This window comes from Halolamina rubra, from assembly GCF_000739555.1.
In the GTDB taxonomy this organism is placed as follows: domain Archaea; phylum Halobacteriota; class Halobacteria; order Halobacteriales; family Haloferacaceae; genus Halolamina; species Halolamina rubra.
Window position 1 is genome coordinate 61867 of sequence record NZ_BBJN01000045.1, and the last position, 15227, is coordinate 77093.

Annotated in this window: 18 protein-coding genes and 1 pseudogene; 9 read left to right on the forward strand and 10 right to left on the reverse strand. The window is 70.8% G+C overall.

Features of this window, described 5'->3' with window-relative positions:
• The first annotated feature begins 44 nt into the window (after positions 1-44).
• From ACP95_RS12315 to ACP95_RS12330, 4 genes and pseudogenes are all read left to right on the forward strand, one after another.
• Positions 45-1205, forward strand: coding sequence for an acyl-CoA dehydrogenase family protein (locus ACP95_RS12315; RefSeq protein ID WP_049981490.1), 1161 nt, complete (start codon positions 45-47; stop codon positions 1203-1205).
• Positions 1206-1354: 149 nt separating this feature from the next.
• Entirely contained in the window at positions 1355-1642 is a 288-nt protein-coding gene (gatC, locus tag ACP95_RS12320; protein WP_049981491.1) for an Asp-tRNA(Asn)/Glu-tRNA(Gln) amidotransferase subunit GatC, read from the forward strand.
• Complete coding sequence (gene gatA / locus ACP95_RS12325) at positions 1642-2940, forward strand: Asp-tRNA(Asn)/Glu-tRNA(Gln) amidotransferase subunit GatA (protein ID WP_049981492.1); 1299 nt, start codon at positions 1642-1644, stop codon at positions 2938-2940. The genes gatC and gatA overlap by 1 nt, the downstream gene beginning before the upstream one ends.
• A gap of 54 nt (positions 2941-2994) precedes the next feature.
• Positions 2995-3794 (forward strand): annotated as a pseudogene (locus ACP95_RS12330) (aldo/keto reductase).
• Positions 3795-3813: 19 nt separating this feature from the next.
• Here the strand turns inward: ACP95_RS12330 and ACP95_RS12335 are convergent.
• Positions 3814-6081, reverse strand: a complete 2268-nt coding sequence (locus tag ACP95_RS12335) for an AAA domain-containing protein (protein ID WP_049981493.1) — start codon at positions 6079-6081, stop codon at positions 3814-3816.
• Between the two features lie 107 nt (positions 6082-6188).
• Here ACP95_RS12335 and ACP95_RS12340 point away from each other — a divergent pair, with 107 nt between their 5' ends.
• Together ACP95_RS12340 and ACP95_RS12345 are read left to right on the forward strand one after the other, a co-directional pair.
• Complete coding sequence (locus ACP95_RS12340) at positions 6189-7823, forward strand: thiamine pyrophosphate-binding protein (protein WP_049981494.1); 1635 nt, start codon at positions 6189-6191, stop codon at positions 7821-7823.
• A gap of 45 nt (positions 7824-7868) precedes the next feature.
• A complete protein-coding gene (locus tag ACP95_RS12345) occupies positions 7869-8267 on the forward strand; it encodes a YccF domain-containing protein (RefSeq protein ID WP_049981495.1) in 399 nt (132 codons plus the stop codon).
• A 146-nt stretch (positions 8268-8413) separates the two neighbouring features.
• On the opposite strand, the gene ACP95_RS12350 is transcribed toward ACP95_RS12345, so the two are convergent.
• The 3 genes from ACP95_RS12350 to ACP95_RS12360 are packed head-to-tail and all read right to left on the reverse strand — an operon-like array spanning position 8414 to position 10284.
• The gene (locus tag ACP95_RS12350) at positions 8414-8830 is read right to left on the reverse strand and encodes a desampylase (protein WP_049981496.1); all 417 of its coding nucleotides are present in this window, start codon (positions 8828-8830) and stop codon (positions 8414-8416) included.
• Positions 8831-8832: 2 nt separating this feature from the next.
• Positions 8833-9153: a rhodanese-like domain-containing protein gene (locus ACP95_RS12355; RefSeq protein ID WP_049981497.1), complete on the reverse strand. Its 321-nt coding sequence runs from the start codon at positions 9151-9153 to the stop codon at positions 8833-8835.
• 45 nt (positions 9154-9198) lie between these two features.
• Positions 9199-10284 (reverse strand): putative sulfate/molybdate transporter, encoded by a 1086-nt coding sequence (locus tag ACP95_RS12360; protein WP_049981498.1) that lies wholly within the window; start codon positions 10282-10284, stop codon positions 9199-9201.
• A gap of 205 nt (positions 10285-10489) precedes the next feature.
• Between ACP95_RS12360 and ACP95_RS12365 the strand changes: the two genes are divergently transcribed.
• Complete coding sequence (locus ACP95_RS12365) at positions 10490-10753, forward strand: HalOD1 output domain-containing protein (protein WP_049981499.1); 264 nt, start codon at positions 10490-10492, stop codon at positions 10751-10753.
• On the opposite strand, the gene ACP95_RS12370 is transcribed toward ACP95_RS12365, so the two are convergent.
• Both ACP95_RS12370 and ACP95_RS12375 read right to left on the reverse strand, forming a co-directional pair.
• Positions 10717-11457: a DICT sensory domain-containing protein gene (locus ACP95_RS12370; protein WP_082224682.1), complete on the reverse strand. Its 741-nt coding sequence runs from the start codon at positions 11455-11457 to the stop codon at positions 10717-10719. The genes ACP95_RS12365 and ACP95_RS12370 overlap by 37 nt on opposite strands.
• Before the next feature lie 2 nt (positions 11458-11459).
• Positions 11460-11840, reverse strand: a complete 381-nt coding sequence (locus tag ACP95_RS12375) for a DUF7344 domain-containing protein (protein ID WP_049981500.1) — start codon at positions 11838-11840, stop codon at positions 11460-11462.
• Positions 11841-12033: 193 nt separating this feature from the next.
• Here ACP95_RS12375 and ACP95_RS12380 point away from each other — a divergent pair, with 193 nt between their 5' ends.
• On the forward strand, positions 12034-13113 hold the full coding sequence (locus ACP95_RS12380) for a hypothetical protein (RefSeq protein WP_049981501.1): 1080 nt from the start codon (positions 12034-12036) through the stop codon (positions 13111-13113).
• A 6-nt stretch (positions 13114-13119) separates the two neighbouring features.
• Here the strand turns inward: ACP95_RS12380 and ACP95_RS12385 are convergent, their stop codons facing one another.
• Positions 13120-13317: a heavy-metal-associated domain-containing protein gene (locus ACP95_RS12385; RefSeq protein WP_049981502.1), complete on the reverse strand. Its 198-nt coding sequence runs from the start codon at positions 13315-13317 to the stop codon at positions 13120-13122.
• 50 nt (positions 13318-13367) lie between these two features.
• The gene (locus ACP95_RS12390; RefSeq protein WP_049981503.1) at positions 13368-13712 is read right to left on the reverse strand and encodes a cupin domain-containing protein; all 345 of its coding nucleotides are present in this window, start codon (positions 13710-13712) and stop codon (positions 13368-13370) included.
• Positions 13713-13839: 127 nt separating this feature from the next.
• On the opposite strand from ACP95_RS12390, the gene ACP95_RS12395 reads away from it, so the two are divergent.
• The gene (locus ACP95_RS12395) at positions 13840-14202 is read left to right on the forward strand and encodes a hypothetical protein (RefSeq protein WP_049981504.1); all 363 of its coding nucleotides are present in this window, start codon (positions 13840-13842) and stop codon (positions 14200-14202) included.
• Between the two features lies 1 nt (position 14203).
• Here ACP95_RS12395 and fer read toward each other — a convergent pair whose 3' ends face one another.
• On the reverse strand, positions 14204-14857 hold the full coding sequence (gene fer / locus ACP95_RS12400; protein WP_049981505.1) for a ferredoxin Fer: 654 nt from the start codon (positions 14855-14857) through the stop codon (positions 14204-14206).
• A 64-nt stretch (positions 14858-14921) separates the two neighbouring features.
• A partial coding sequence (locus ACP95_RS15895) for a hypothetical protein (RefSeq protein WP_049981506.1) occupies positions 14922-15227 on the reverse strand: 306 nt, incomplete at its 5' end.

A 15227-nucleotide genomic window follows, 5' to 3' on the forward strand; every position in this document is an offset into this window, starting at 1 on the left:
GCGGACCGGCGGGGTTTTTGCTTGCTTCGCCCCAACGACCGCGCATGAGTGAGCCGGGTCTGCTGGACGTAGTCGCGAGCGACGAACACCGGATGATCCGCGACACGGTGCGGGAGTTCTGTGAGGAGGAGATCGAGCCGATCGCCCAGGAGGTCGAGAACGAGCACCGCTTCCCCGAGGACGTGTTCGAGCAGCTGGGCGAGCTGGACATGATGGGCGTCCCCGTCTCGATGGAGTACGGCGGCCTCGGCGGCGACCAGCTGATGTACGCGCTGGTCACCGAGGAACTCGGTCGCGTCTCCGGGGGGATCGGGCTCTCCTACGCCGCCCACGTCTCGCTGGGCTCGAAACCGATCGAGATGTTCGGCACCGAGGCCCAGAAGGCGGAGTGGCTCGAACCGCTCGCCTCCGGCGAGGGGATGGGCGCGTGGGCGCTCACCGAGCCCGGTAGCGGCTCCGACGCCTCGGACATGGACACGATGGCCGTCAAGGAAGGCGACGAGTACGTGCTCAACGGGACGAAGCAGTTCATCACCAACGCCAACGTCGCCAACAGCGTGCTCGTGAAGGCCGTCACCGACCCCGAGGCGGGCTACGACGGCATCTCCACGTTCATCGTCGACCCCGAGAACGACGACGGGTTCGAGGTCACCACGGTGTGGGACAAGATGGGGCTGAACTGCTCGCCCACCTGCGAGATCCAGCTGGACGACGTCCGCATCCCCGAGGACCGCCTGCTCGGTGAGGAGGGCGAGGGCTGGGAGCAGACGAAGAAGACCCTCGACGGCGGCCGCATCTCCATCGCCGCGCTGTCGACCGGGCTCGCGCAGGGCGCCTACGAGGCCGCACGGGACTACTCTACCGAACGCGAGCAGTTCGGCCAGCCGATCTCGAAGTTCGACGCGATCCGGGACAAGGTGGTCGACATGCACCGGAAGATCGAGCGCGCCCGCCTGCTCACCCACAAGGCGGCGTGGACGTACGACCAGGGCGAGGCGGTCAGCCGCGAGTCCGCGCTCGCCAAGCTCGACGCCAGCGAGGCCGCCCGGGAGGTCGCCGAGGAGGCGGTCCAGACGCTCGGCGGCTACGGCTACACCGAGGACTTCGCGCCCCAGCGGTTCTACCGCGACGCCAAGCTGATGGAGATCGGCGAGGGGACCAGCGAGATCCAGCATCTCGTGATCGGTCGCGAGATCGGGCTCTGAGGCGGCGACAGCTTTTCCGCGACGTCGAGGCCGCTTCGGCGCCGACGTCGCGTCGCCGCCCAGTCGTCGCGGCGGCGTGGGAACGGCCGCCGGCGGCGGGCTCGGGCCTCACCGAAACCCTTACTCCCGGTCCCGAGCGACCGTGAGGTATGAGCGACGGAGACGAGCCGGCAGTCACCGGCGAGGAGGTCCGGAAGGTGGCGGACCTCGCGCGGGTGGATCTGAACGACGAGGAGGTCGAGCAGTTCGCCGAGCAGTTCGAGGCGGTGCTCGCGGACTTCGAGACCCTCGACGAGGTGCCCGAGGTCGAGAGCGAGCCCGACCTCGTGAACGTGATGCGCGCCGACGAGGTCCGGGAGGGGCTCACCCAGGAGGAGGCGCTCGACAACGCCGCCCAGACCGAGGACGGCTACTTCAAGGGGCCGCGGGTGTCGTAATGCCGGAGCTGAACGCCTACATCACCGAGGAGCGCATCGAGGGCGCCGACGACGGCCCGCTCGCGGGTAAGACCGTCGCGGTCAAGGACAACATCTCCACCGAGGGCGTCGAGACCACCTGCGGCTCGAAGATGCTCGAGGGGTACGTGCCGCCGTACGACGCGACCGTGGTCGAGCGCCTGAAAGCGGCCGGCGCGACGATCAACGGGAAGGCGAACATGGACGAGTTCGGGATGGGGACCACCACGGAGACCTCCCACTTCGGCGCGACCCTCAACCCCGTCGACACGGACCGCGTGCCGGGCGGCTCCTCCGGAGGCTCCGCGGCAGCAGTGGCCGCGGGCGAGGCCGACCTCGCGCTCGGGAGCGACACCGGCGGCTCGGTGCGCGCGCCGGCCGCGTTCTGCGGCGTCGTCGGCATCAAGCCCACCTACGGGCTCGTGAGCCGCTACGGGCTCGTCGCCTACGCGAACTCGCTGGAGCAGATCGGCCCGATCGCGCCCACCGTCGAGGAGGCCGCGGGCCTGCTGGACGTGATCGCCGGCGCCGACGAGCGCGACGCGACGACCGTCGACGAGGGCGACGGCTCGAACTACGCCGCCGCGGCGGACGGCGACGTCGAGGGGCTGACGATCGGCGTCCCGGCGGAACTGCTCGAGGGCGCCGACGAGGGCGTCGTCGAGACGTTCTGGGACGCCATCGACGACCTCGAGGCCCAGGGCGCCGACACCGTCGAGGTGTCGATGCCCTCCGTCGAGAAAGCGGTCGCGGCGTACTACGTGATCGCGATGTCGGAGGCCTCCTCGAACCTCGCACGCTTCGACGGCACGCGCTACGGGCTCAACGCCGTCGAGGCCGGCGACTACGACGACCTCGCCGAGGCGGGCAACTGGAACGAGGCGTTCGCGACCGCCCGCGAAGAAGGGTTCGGCCCGGAGGTCAAGCGCCGAATCCTGCTGGGGACGTTCGCGCTCTCGGCTGGTTACCACGACAAGTACTACGCCAAGGCGCAGGACGCCCGGGCGTGGATCAAGCGGGACTTCGACGAGTCGCTGGAGCAGGCCGACGTGCTCGCGTCGCCGACGATGCCGGTCCCGCCGTTCAAGCTCGGCGAGGGGCTCGAGGACCCGCGGACGATGTACCTCGCGGACGCGAACACCGTCCCCGTCAACCTGGCCGACCTGCCCGCGATCTCCGTGCCGGCCGGGGAGTCGGAGGGGCTGCCCGTCGGCCTGCAGTTCATCGGCCCGAAGTACGGCGAGGAGACGATCGTGCGGGCCGCGAGCGCGCTGGAGTAGCTCGCCGCGAAGCGGAGTTCTTTACGCCGCCGACCCCACCGCCCTGCTACAGCCATGAGTCTCGACCTCCCCGACATCGGCTTCGGCACGTCCGGCGCGAAAGGCCACGACTGCGCCGACGCGGTCCGGACCGCGCTCGACGCCGGCTACCGGTTCATCGACACCGCACAGATGTATGACAACGAGCCCGCAGTGGGTGCGGGAATCCGCCTCGCCGACGTAGATCGCGAGGACGTGGTGCTCGCGAGCAAGATCCTCCCCGACAACCTCGGCTACGAGGACGCCAAGCGCACCAGCTACGAGAGCCTGGACCGGCTGGGCGTCGACGCCGTCGACCTGCTGTACGTCCACTGGCCGACAGGCGCGTACGACCCCGAGGAGAGCCTGCGCGCGCTGCAGGAGCTCCACGACGAGGGCGTCGCCCGCAACGTCGCTGTCTCGAACTTCACCCCCGAACTGCTCGACGAGGCCCGCGAGATCCTCGACGCCGACATCGCGGCTCACCAGGTCGAGTGTCACCCGCTGTTCCCGCAGGACGAACTCCGCGCGTACGCCGCCGAGCACGATCACACCGTCGTCGGCTACTGCCCGCTCGGCCAGGGCGAGATCTTCGACACCCCCGAGATTCAGGAAGTCGCCGAGCGCCACGACACCACGCCCGCGGCGGTCTGCATCGCCTGGGCCGTCGAGAAGGAGGCGCTGGTGCCGATCCGCAGTCGACCGACCCCGACCACATCCGCGCGAACGTCGAAGCCACCGCGCTCGATCTGACCGACGAGGACGTGGCCACAATCGACGGCATCGACGAGGAGCGTCGGCTGGTCGACCCCGACGCCGCGGCCTGGAACCAGTAGCGACGCCTCGCCAGATCGCTTACTGCGACGCCCCCTGGATCGACGGCCGCCGGAGCGACAACGCGTCACCGAGCGCCGCGTACACGTCGGCAGACGACTCCTCGGGGGACTGGTGGTCGGCGACCGTCCCGAGCGTCTCCCAGTCGCCGACGACCACGAGTCGGCGCTTCGCCCGGGTCAGCGAGACGTTGAGCCGGCGTCGCCCCTCGTCGCCGAACGTGAGGAACCCTGAGGCGTTGCGGTCGTTCGAGCGAACCAGCGAGAGCAGGATCACCTCCCGCTCACTCCCCTGGAAGGAGTCGACCGTGTTTACTTTGATCTCACGCGTCCGTACGTCGCGGTCGGCCAGCGCGTTCTTGATACAGCCGATCTGTCCGGTGTAGGGGGTGATCACGCCGATCTCCGACTGGGCGACGCCCCGCTCTCGCAACGCCGCCACCTCGTCGGCGACGATCTCGGCCTCGGCGGGGTTCCGGTAGGAGTTCCCCGAGGTGCGTTCCTCCCCTCGCGCGACGTCGTAGGCGACGAGGGGGTCCAGCCCGTCGATCGTCCACTCGCGGTTGCGTTCGGCAGTCTCCAGTTCGCCGTCGTAGAACGCTCGGTTGGGGAAGGCGACGATCTCCTCGTGCATCCGGTACTGCCGGCGGAGCATCGTCCGCACGCCGTCGTCGTACGTCTCCAGCAGGTGCTCGAACAGCGACACCTCGGCATCGCGCTGTCTGAGTTCGTCCGACGCGAACGGCGGGAGCTGTTTGTGGTCGCCCGCGAGCACCAGCCGTTCCGCACAGGCGTAGGGGATCGTACTCGCCGGGATCGACGCCTGTGTGGCCTCGTCGAGCACCGCGACGTCGAACTCGTCGGCGTCGAACTGGCTGGCCATGCTGGTCGTCGCGCCGACCACGTCCGCCGCGGCGACGACGCCGTCGGTGTACCGTTCCTCGATTAGCTCGCTCTCCGTGTGACCCACCCGGCGGATGTCGATCTCCTCGCGGTCGTCGTCGACGGCCATCGCGTGGAGCGTCCCGGGGTCGGGGTCGTCCGCCGAACTGGCGCCGACGAGCAGGTTGTCGACCGCCTGGTTCGAGTGGGCGCAGGCGAGCACGCGCTGGCCGTCGGCGACCGCCTGCTGCACGACGGCCATCAGCGTCCGGGTCTTCCCCGTCCCCGGCGGCCCGTGGATGCAGTACACGTCCCGCGCCCGGAGCGCGCGTTTCGCGGCCGTCTCCTGGAACTCGTTGAGCGCGAGTTCGGTGTCGAGGTCGACGGTGAACTCCGGCGTGAACCCCAGCGGTCGCTGGCCGGTGAGCACGTCCCACTTCTCGGGCGAGTCTCGGATCGCCCGAACTCCCGCCCGCTCGCGGTCGTACGGCACGCCGTTGAGCAGCGCGAGCACCGAGAACACCGCGCGGTCGTCCTGGAGATACCGCCGGAGTTCGTCCGATCCCGGGCCGCGGTCCTCGAAAAACGAGAGCCCGACCGCGCCGTCGTCGACGGTCGCGACGCGTGCCTCGACCGGGAACGGCGTGTCGTCCATATCCACCCAGACCTTGGAGGCGTCGGGGTTCGGCAGCAGGAGCACTTCCGAGTCGGGGTAGATGCCGTGCTCGCCGGGGATGTCGAAGCGGCGCTGGCCGTCCTCCTCCGGGATGGCGAACACGTCGACCGTCCCGTCGGACTCCGTGACGCGCTGGCCGGTGTAGACGGTCTCCCGGATGCCGCCCTCCGTCCGGCAGACGTGTCGATAGCCGCGCTCGGCCAGCATCTCCCGGGTGGCCTCGCGGTCGCGTTCGCGGAGTTCCTCGACGGCGTCGACGAGTTCGTCGCCGAAGGCCGCCCGCTCGTCGGCGTCCATCATCTGGACCGGATCGGCGCGGACCGCCGATTCGGTGTCCGATTCACCGACGTAGGTGGGCGCCGTCGGCGGCTCGAACGCGCCGGTCCAGAAGCGGAGTCGCCAGCCCAGCGTCGTGTCGCCGATCGCGCCCGGGTCCAGGCGGGCCTGCTTCCCCTTGCTCGCGTCGCGGTAGACGTACACGGGCGCGAGACCGCTCGGACGGTACTCCACGTACTCGCCGGTCAGCTCCGCAGAATCGCGCTCGTGCAGGGGGAGCAGGACGGTCCCGTCGTCGGTGACCAGCGAGTCGTACGCTTCGAGGCGTTCCCGTGCGGCCTCGATCGGCGGTTCAGCCGCGTCGTCCGGGAGCGAGTCGACCCCGGTCGTCGTGTGGAGGGAGGCGTCGTCGACGGCGAGGAAGGCGGCGACGGCCGCGTCGAGGAGATCCGGCATTCTGCTGGAGGTGCGTCGCGTTCGTTGATAAATTACGGGTCCCCGGAGGCTGTTGCCCCGCTCGGAGTGAGATACAGTTTTCCCGTCGCCGTGCGCCACCTACAGCCATGACTCTCGCCGCCGCAGTCATCGACCGACTCGTCGACAGCGGGATCGACACCGTGTTCGGCATCCCGGGGAAGCAGACGCTGCCGCTGAACGAGGCAGTCGACGGCCGCGACGACGTGCGGTTCGTGATGGCGCGCCACGAGACCGCCGTCTCCCAGCAGGCGTGGGGGTACGCCGAGACCTCCGGCCGGCCCGCCGCGACCGTCGTCGTCCCCGGCCCGGGCGACATGAACGCGATGAACGGGCTGAAGAACGCGTACAACGACAACACGCCGCTGGTCCACATCGCCGTCGAGACCGACCCCGAGGTGCGCGGTCGCGACGGCATCCACGAGACGCCCCCCGAAACGTACGACACCGTCACCAAGGAGAACCGCGTGGTGAAGAACCCGGAAGGCGTGCTCGCGGAGGTCGAGCGCGCCGTGGCGACGGCGACGACGGCTCCGAAGGGGCCGGTCCGGCTCGGGATCCCGAAGTCGTACCTCCCGGCGGCGGAACCTAACGGCGCCGTCGGCGAAGCTGGAACCGACGAGGTAGTTCGCCCGCCGGCCGACGCCGTCGCCGACGCCGGGAAGCTCCTCGCGGACGCCGACACGCCGGTCGTGATCGCCGGCGGCGGCGTCCGCAGCGCCGGGGCGAGCGAGGAGCTCGTCGAGTTCGTCGAGCGCTACGACGCCCCCGTCCTGACGACGTACAAGGGAAAGGGCGTGATCCCGGAGGACCACCCGCTCTCGGCGGGCGTGCTCTGTGGCGCGACCACGCCGGAGATCCACGACCACGTCGCCGACGCCGACGCGGTGCTCGCGGTCGGCACCGACTTCGACGAGCTGGTCACCCGCGGCCGGAGCCTCGAGATCCCCGGGGAGCTGATCCACGTCACGCTCTCCCCCGACGATCTGGGGACGAACTACGAGCCAGCCGTGGGGATCGTCGCCGACGCGAAGCCGACGATCGCGGCGCTGAACGGGAAGCTCCCGATCTCCGACCACGACGCCGCGGGGGTCGCCGAGAGCCTCCGCGAGTCGGTGTCGCGGCGCGTCGACGAGCTGGTCGACGGCGAACCGCCGCTCACCTCACCCGGCGCGCTGCGTGCGGTCCGTGAGGGGACCCCCGACGACGCAATCGTCGCCGCCGACGCCGGCGGCTTCCGCATCTGGGCGCTCGCGACGTTCCCCGCGATGGGGCCGCGCTCGTACGTCAACCCGGGCTCGTGGGCGACGATGGGCAGCGGGCTCCCCTCCGCGCTGGGCGCACAGGCAGCCAACCCCGAGGCAGACGTGGTCGCGCTGACCGGCGACGGCGGGCTGATGATGGCGGTCCACGAGCTCCACACCGCGGCCGCCGAGGAGCTGCCCGTGACGACGGTCGTCTTCCGGAACGAGGACTACGCGATCATCAGCGACGGCGCCGAGCGCGACCACGGCCTCCCGCCGGGCTCCTACGCCTGGGGCGACTCGCCGATCGACTTCGTCGCGCTCGCCGAGTCGATGGGCGTCGGCGCGACCCGCGCGGAGACCCCAGACGAGGTCCGGCAGGCCGTCGCCGACGCCGTCGACGCCGACGAGCCGCGGCTCGTCGAGGTGCCGACCGACCCCGCGGAGCCGCAGGCGAGCGACTACCTATCCGGGAACTAACTGGTCGCCGTCAGGGCTTTCACCGCGTGCCTCCTCGATTCAGGTATGAGTACGACGACCGACAGCGGCGATGACGCGCCCTCCCTCGCGGTGCGTGCGGTCTGGTTCCTCCTGATCGGCTGGTGGGCCACGGGAATCTGGCTGGGGATCGCGTGGTTCCTCAACGTCACCATCATCGGCCTCCCGCTGGGGATCAAGATGATCAACGCGACGCCGAAGGTGCTCTCGCTGAAGGAGCGCGACTTCGTCGACGCCGAGGGGAACCCCGGGAAGCAGCGCTACGGGCTGCTCGTCCGCGGGGCGTGGTTCCTGCTCGTCGGCTGGTGGGCCAGCGCGCTCTGGACCGGCGTCGCCTACGTGTTCACGGTGAGCATCGTCGGCATCCCAATCGCGGTGATGATGTACAACAAGCTGCCGTTCGTGGTGTCGCTGTACGAGTACTGAGCTCGTCGGCACGCGGTCAGCCGACGAGGACTACTGAAGCGCTGCGCGGCACAACTCAGCCGAGCAGGGCGAGCGCCACGCGGCACAACTCAGCCGTGCAGGGCGAGCGCCACCCGACACGCGGTCAGCCGCGTAGGGCGAGCGGACTACTCGGGCCGCAGCGCAACCGCTTCTCGCTCGAACGTCTCCCCCGTCCAGCGCCAGGAGCCGAGATACGGCCGCTCGCCGGGTAGACAGATCGCGTAGGAGTAGCCCGGCCACGCCGCGCGCTCGGCGTCGGTGTCGCTGGGAACCGGCGGCCCGGCGGGGTGGCTGTGGTAGAACCCGACCACCTCGCGGCCGGCGTCCTCGATCGTCTCGATGATCGCGAGCTGCTCCTCCGGGTCGATCCGGTAGCGCGTCCGGGGGTTGTCGGCGACGTTCGCGGCGCGCTGGACGGCGTCGACGCGCGCGGTCCCGTCCGCGGTGCGATCGCCGGCCAGCACGCCACAGACCTCCTCGGCGCCGCCAGCCTCGGCGTGGGTGAGGACCTCGTCGTAGGCCGCCCGGGAGAGCGACAGCACGGTCAGGCGTCGGCCTCGACCTCGCCGTCCCACCCCTCCATCCCGTCCCTGAGGCTCCACACCGAGGAGCCGTCGGCGCCCTCGTAGCTCTCGATCAGCCGGACCGCCTGCAGCGACGCCTGCCCGATCTGGCAGGCGACGACCACCTCGTCGTCGAACTCGATCTCGTCGATCCGGGTCGGGAGCTCGGTCATCGGGACGTTCTCGGCGCCGGGGAGGTGGCCCCGCTCGAACTCGGCGGGGTCGCGCACGTCGATCAGCTGCGGCTCGTCGCCGTCCTCGAGTTTCCGTCGGAGCTCCTCGGGAGCGAGTTCGTCAGCCATTACCACCCGGTACGCCGTCGAGCCCCATCCGGCTTTCGGCACCGGTTACAGGAATCGCTCCCGCGCGACCCACCAGGCGACGCCGAGGACGAACGCGAGACCGACGTTGGTCGCGAGCCCGACCGCGCCGACGGCGATCGTCGTGGGGAGGTGGCCGCTCCCGAACGCCGAGCGACCGAGTTCGAGCGCGACGAGGCCCAGGACGACGCCCAGTACAGCCATCGGGAACGCCGCCACCACCGCGGTGCCGAGCGCGGCGACGCCGTACAGCCCGCCGAGCAGGACGTTCGAGCCGGCCGTCCGGGCGCCGAAGGCGTACTTGCCCGCGACGCCGCCGCTGCCGTGACACATCGGGAGCGCGCCGAACGGGACCGCCGCGACGTTCATCGCGCCCATGCTGGTCGCGAGCTCGTCCGGGGTCACGTCGGCGTCGAAGTACTCCGAGAGCAGGAGTGCGGTCGCGACCGCCGCGTTGCCGACGGTCATCGCCAGCTGCGCCGCGGTCGCCTCGGCGGCCGTCCGGGTGATCCCGCTCGGGTCCGGGAGCGCCAGCCCCACCGCGGGGAGCGACGGCGTGGGGACGCCCGTGCTCGCGAGCGCGACGCCGAGCCCGAGCGCGAGCACGACCAGCGCGCTCGCGCGCCGGTAGCCCGCGACGACGACGACGCCGGCGGCGGCGACGCCGGCCAGCGCCAGCGCCGGGTCGCCCAGCCCGAGTTCGACGCCCGTCTGCAGGAGGATCAGCGCGACCGCGAGCTGGATGCCGCGAGTGACGGGCTCGCCGACGTAGCGGGCGGCCTCGCTCAACGCGCCCGTCGTCCCGACGCCGAGCAGCACCACGCCCGCGAGCAGCCCCGCGATCAGCAGCTCGTCGACGCCCAGCACGCCCCCGATCGCGAGCGCGGCCAGCGCCTTCATCGGCTCGACGGAGATCGGCAGCCCGTACCAGAGCCCCCAGACGACCTGGAACGCGCCGAAGCCGAGCAGCATCCGCGCCAGCGACAGCTCCGTGAGCGCGCCGACGGCGACGACGATGGGGAGCACCGTAACCGAATCCCCTAACGCGCCGGTCAGCTCGCTGGGGGTGAAGGAGAGCTCCCGCCAGCGGGAGAGTCGCGTAGCTGTTTCCACTACTGCCGCCTATCCAGTCGACCCGTATCAACGTTCGGACTGCGTCACTCGACGCGCACCCCGATGAAACCTAATGGTGTTACGTCTCGTGTCGACGAACCCGGTCGTGGACAACCCCCGTCGTGACACGACCTCACGGATTAGTGATAGAGAAAATATGTATGTCTGACGAGTATTTTTGCCCACGTGTCTGTATGGGTCGGCCATGCAGACGGAGACCGACTCAGTTGCCGAACGAACCGTGCAGGCGGTCGCGACCACCACCAAGACGGATCCGACCGACCTGCCGCCGCTGTACGACGCGATCGACCCGGACGCGCTGGCGGGCGTCGTCAACGGGATGACCCGCGGGGAGGTCGTGTTCACCTACGCCGACTGCCGTGTCACCGTCACCGGGGAGGGGTCGATCACCGTCGAGCCCGACGGCGTCGGCTACCGGGGCGCGGAGTCGCGCTCCGTCGGCGACTGATCGGCGTCGATCGCGTCGAGTCGGCGCCCGATCCGGGCGACGACCGCCGCGTCGTTCGTCCAGAACCCGCTGTACCCCTCCGCCTCTTCTCGCGCGACGAGCGCGCACGACTGGGTCCGGTCTTTCCCCCCGTCGAAGGCGACCACCCAGTACTCGCCGACCGGGCCGGCAGCGCTGGCGTGGTACGTCACGCCGGGGATCGCCGGCGGCGTCCAGTCGGCCACACCGTACACGTGGACGGCCACGCCCGAGGCCGCGAGCCGGCTGTACGCCGGAACCTGCGTGCGGAAGATCGAGAGCCGCTGGAAGCCGACCCGGAGGGTTCCCTCCCCCATCCGGTAGGCGCGGTCCTCGATCTCGCGGGTGACGGCGAGCAGCTCCTGTCGGTCCATCGACCGGTAGACGGTCTCGTCAAGCACCTCGAACAGCGCGCGGTACGCCGGGGAGAGGTCGTCGGTGCGCGCGGGCCTGACGACCGGCGGCTCGAGCAGGTTCTCGAGCACGGCCAGCGGGAGCACGCCGGCGAACGCGCCGTTGCGCTCGACGGCGACGAACGGCTCCGGGCCGCCCGGCGGGAGCGGGCGACGGACCACGTCGACGCGGTGGTTGGCGAACCAGTCGTCGACGGCGGAGGGCTCGCCGTCGGCGTACACGGTGAACCGGTGGTTTATCTCCCGGACGTCCGCCAGCATCGAGTCGAACATCGCTACGGCGTCGACTCCGACTCGGCGTCGATCCCCCGCTCGATGTACTCGCGGGTCGCCTCGTCCAGCGACTCCGCCCGGACGCGCCCGCGTTCGTCGTCGTAGGCGACCAGTCCGGCGTCGTCGAGCAGGGGGAGGTGGATATGCACCAGCCGCAGCAGGACCAGGTTGCGGTCGTCCGGGTCGCCGACGGTCCCGGACTCCGTCGCGTCCCAGCCGACGAGCACCGTGGCGACCTCCTCGACGGTCCGCTCCTCGCCGTCGAGCAAGACGTAGAGCAGCCGGCGCCGCTCGCGCGACGCCATCGCCCGGTAGAACTGGTGTTCGAACGTCGGAGCGGCGTCGCCGCGGCTCTCGTCCGTTCGTGGCCCGTTCTCCTTCATGGGTGTCACTTATCGATGTTACGTTTCGTACCGATATAGTATTATTGTACTGATTCTTCCAGCCAGAAAGCGAAATAAACAGGCAGATTTAGCCGATTTCTGGGGGACCTGGCGGCGCTCGAACGTCGGTCCCGCGGCCGTCGAGCCGGCGGGGCGACGAAGCAACTATGCCCCCGGGGAGTAACCGGGAACCGTGAAACTCGCCGTGCTCGGCGTCGGCGGTGCGGGGGGCCGGCTGGCCGCACGGATGGCCGCCACCGAACCAGACGATCGCCCGTACGTCGCCGCCGTCGCCGCCTTCGACACCGACCCCGAAGCGCTCGACGACCTCGCGGTGCCCCGGGAGCACCGCCACGCGTTCGGCACCACCTCGCGATCGACCGGCGACGCCGCGGCCGTCCGCGCGGCCGCGGAGTCGAACGTCCGGGAGCTCAGCCGGGCGGCCGCCGACGCCGTCCCCGCGGCCGCCGACGCGGTGCTCATCCCCCTCGGCGTCGGCGGGGCGACCGGTGCCGGCGCCGCCCCGGTGCTGATCGACACGCTCAGGGACACCGTCGATCGCCCGGTGTACGCGCTGACGGTCCTTCCCGGCGCCGACGAGGACGCCGCCGCCAACGCCCGCGCCGGCCTCCGCGGGCTCGAGGCCGCGGCGGACGCACAGCTGCTGTTCGACAACGCCGGCCTCGACGCGCCCGCCGAGCGCCCGCCCGAGGCGGAGGCCGCTGCCGCCTACGAGGCCGCGAACGCGACGATCGCGGACTGGACCGGCGCGCTGTTCGGCGCGGGGGAGGCCGCCGACGCCGCCGCGGTCGGCGAGAGCGTCGTCGACGCCAGCGAGATCATCGCCACGCTTGGCGAGGGCGGCTACGCCACGATCGGTCACTGGCGCGAACAGGTCACCGAGCCGCCCTCGTTGCTGGATCGCCTGCTGTCGAACGACGAGGCGCCCGACGAGATCGAGAGCTACAGCACGATCGAGACCGCGGTCCGGCGCTCGCTGTTCCGCCACCGCTCGGCGGAGGCCGACCTCTCGCGGGCGACGCGGGCGCTGCTCGTCACGATGGGGCCGCCGGACTGGCTCAACCGCGAGGCGATCGTCGACGCCCGGCGCAGCCTCGACGAGGCGATCGACGGCGGCGGCGTCCGTGGCGGCGACACGCCGATCGACGACGGTACTGACCTGATCGTGCTGTCGGTTTGTGCGGGGATGGACCGCCCCGAACGGGTCGCGTCGCTGCTGGCTGCCGGTGCGGAGTCAGAAGGAAACGACTGATCGCGGTCAGGCGACGGTGTAGCCGGCGTCCTCGATCGCGTCGGCGACGGCGTCGGTGTCCACGTCGCCCTCGATCTCGACCGTGTCGGTCGTGTTGTCCGCCGCCACGGTTTCGACGCCGTCGAGGGCGCCGACCGCGTCCTCGACCGTCTCTTCGCAGCCGCCACACGCCATCCCTTCGACGGAGAGAGTCGTCTGTGCCATACCCGACCGTGGGGCCGGAGCGCTGGTGAGCGTTTCGGTCGCCGAGGCCGTCACTCCCGGTCGGTCCAGAAGTCGAAGCCGCGGCCGGGCGCGAACACGTCGAGGCCGACCGCGCGCTCGTCGCTCGCGTTCTCGACGCGGTGGGACTCCCAGGCCTCGAGGTGGACCGAGTCGTTCTCCGACAGCGTCACCGACTCCTCCTCGGTGTGGACGGTGAGTTCGCCCTGGAGACAGACACAGACCTGCTCGTTCTCGTGGTCGTGCATCGGCGAGGAGTGGCCCGGCGGCTTCTCGAACCACTCGAAGGTGAACTGGTCGCTGCCGGCGAGCGCGCGCCGCTGCCAGCCCTCGTCGGGTTCGTACGTCTCGGCCTCGTCGAACGCTACGTACTCCATACAGGACAGTCGTCGGGGGCGCACATCACTGTTGTGCGTCCGGCAACCGCGTTCACTTTCGCCGTTCCCTTCACTTTCACTCCGGGGATGGCTCACTCCCTTTAGGCTGTGCTCCCGAGGGTGGTGTATGGCTACTCGAACGCGTACCACGACGCCGTTCGACGCGCTCGTCAGGGCGCTGCGCCCGCGAACCCCCGACGTGAGCGTCCGGAAGCGGACGGCCGACCTGCTGTTCGACGCCGACGTGGGGAACCGAACGCTCGTCGGCGTGCTCGCCGGCGCCGACGAGGCGGTGTACTACTCCGAGCGCACGCGCTGTGTCGCGGCGGTCCGGATCACCGACGTGGGTCCGGACCTCGGGAGCGCCCGGCCGCTGGGCCAGGCCGTCGACGAGCCCGCCCGCGCGTTCGACCACGTCGACGCCGACTGGGCCTGGACGAACCCGGCGGTCGAACGGCGGCGAAAACAGCCCGCGGGCGGCCGGCGGTAGCTCAGAACTGCTGGGAGGGGAGGCGGAGCTCGTCCAGCCCCGGCAGGTGTTTCACGTTGTAGACGACCTGGAGCTCGTCGCTCACCGGCCGACAGAGACAGGAGAGCCGGATCCCCTCGTCGACCATCCCCTGCGGGAGCACGTGGCTCCGGGCCATCTCGACCTCCCCCTCCCGAACCAGCACCGCACAGTTCGCACAGGCGCCGCCCCGGCAGGCGTACGGCCACGCGAATCCGCAGCGCTCGGCGGCCTCGAGCAGCGTCTCGTCGTGGTCGACGAGCAGGCGGCCGTACTCCCCCGGGCCGAGGTCGGCGTCCGACGCCGCCTCGAACAGGTCCTCGTCGTCGATCTCCCAGCCGTAGTCGGCCAGCACGTCGTAGTCGAGATACTCCATCCGCGACGTGCCCGGCGGCGGCCCCTGTGGCTCGGTCCGGGCCGCAGCGTCGGCGTCGTCGGCTGACTCGGCGATGGAGCCGTCCTCCGCGAGTTCGACGTCGCCGTCCCGAACGGCGGCGTACGCCTGCTGCAGTCGCATGAACGCCTCGCGGGAGCCACCCTGGTCCGGATGCGTCTCCTTCACGCGCCGACGGTAAGCCCGGGAGATCTCCGCGTCGTCGGCGTCGGGGTCGACGCCGAGCACGTCGAAGGGATCCACACGCGGGCTTGCTCGTCCGCGGAGTTAAGCAGAACGAAACCGGGGTTGGCGGCGCCCGGACCGATCAGTCGTCGTCGTCAGTCGGGGGGTACTGCTCGTCGACGATGGACGCGCTCGCTCCCCGACTCGGCGACGACCGGTCCGTGCGCTCGTCCGGCGTCTCGCCGACGATGCGCGCGTACGCCTCCCCCTCGGGGTACGGGTCCGACGATTCTGTCCCCGACGCCTGGATCGCGTCGCGAACCTCGCGCGCGGCCTCGGGGTCCACCTCGGTGAGGTACCACGGGTTTCGGTCGTCGTCGACGTCCGGGCGAACGCTCCGCGGGAGGGCGCCGACGTCGACCGGGTGGTCGTCGCCGGCCGAGTCAGA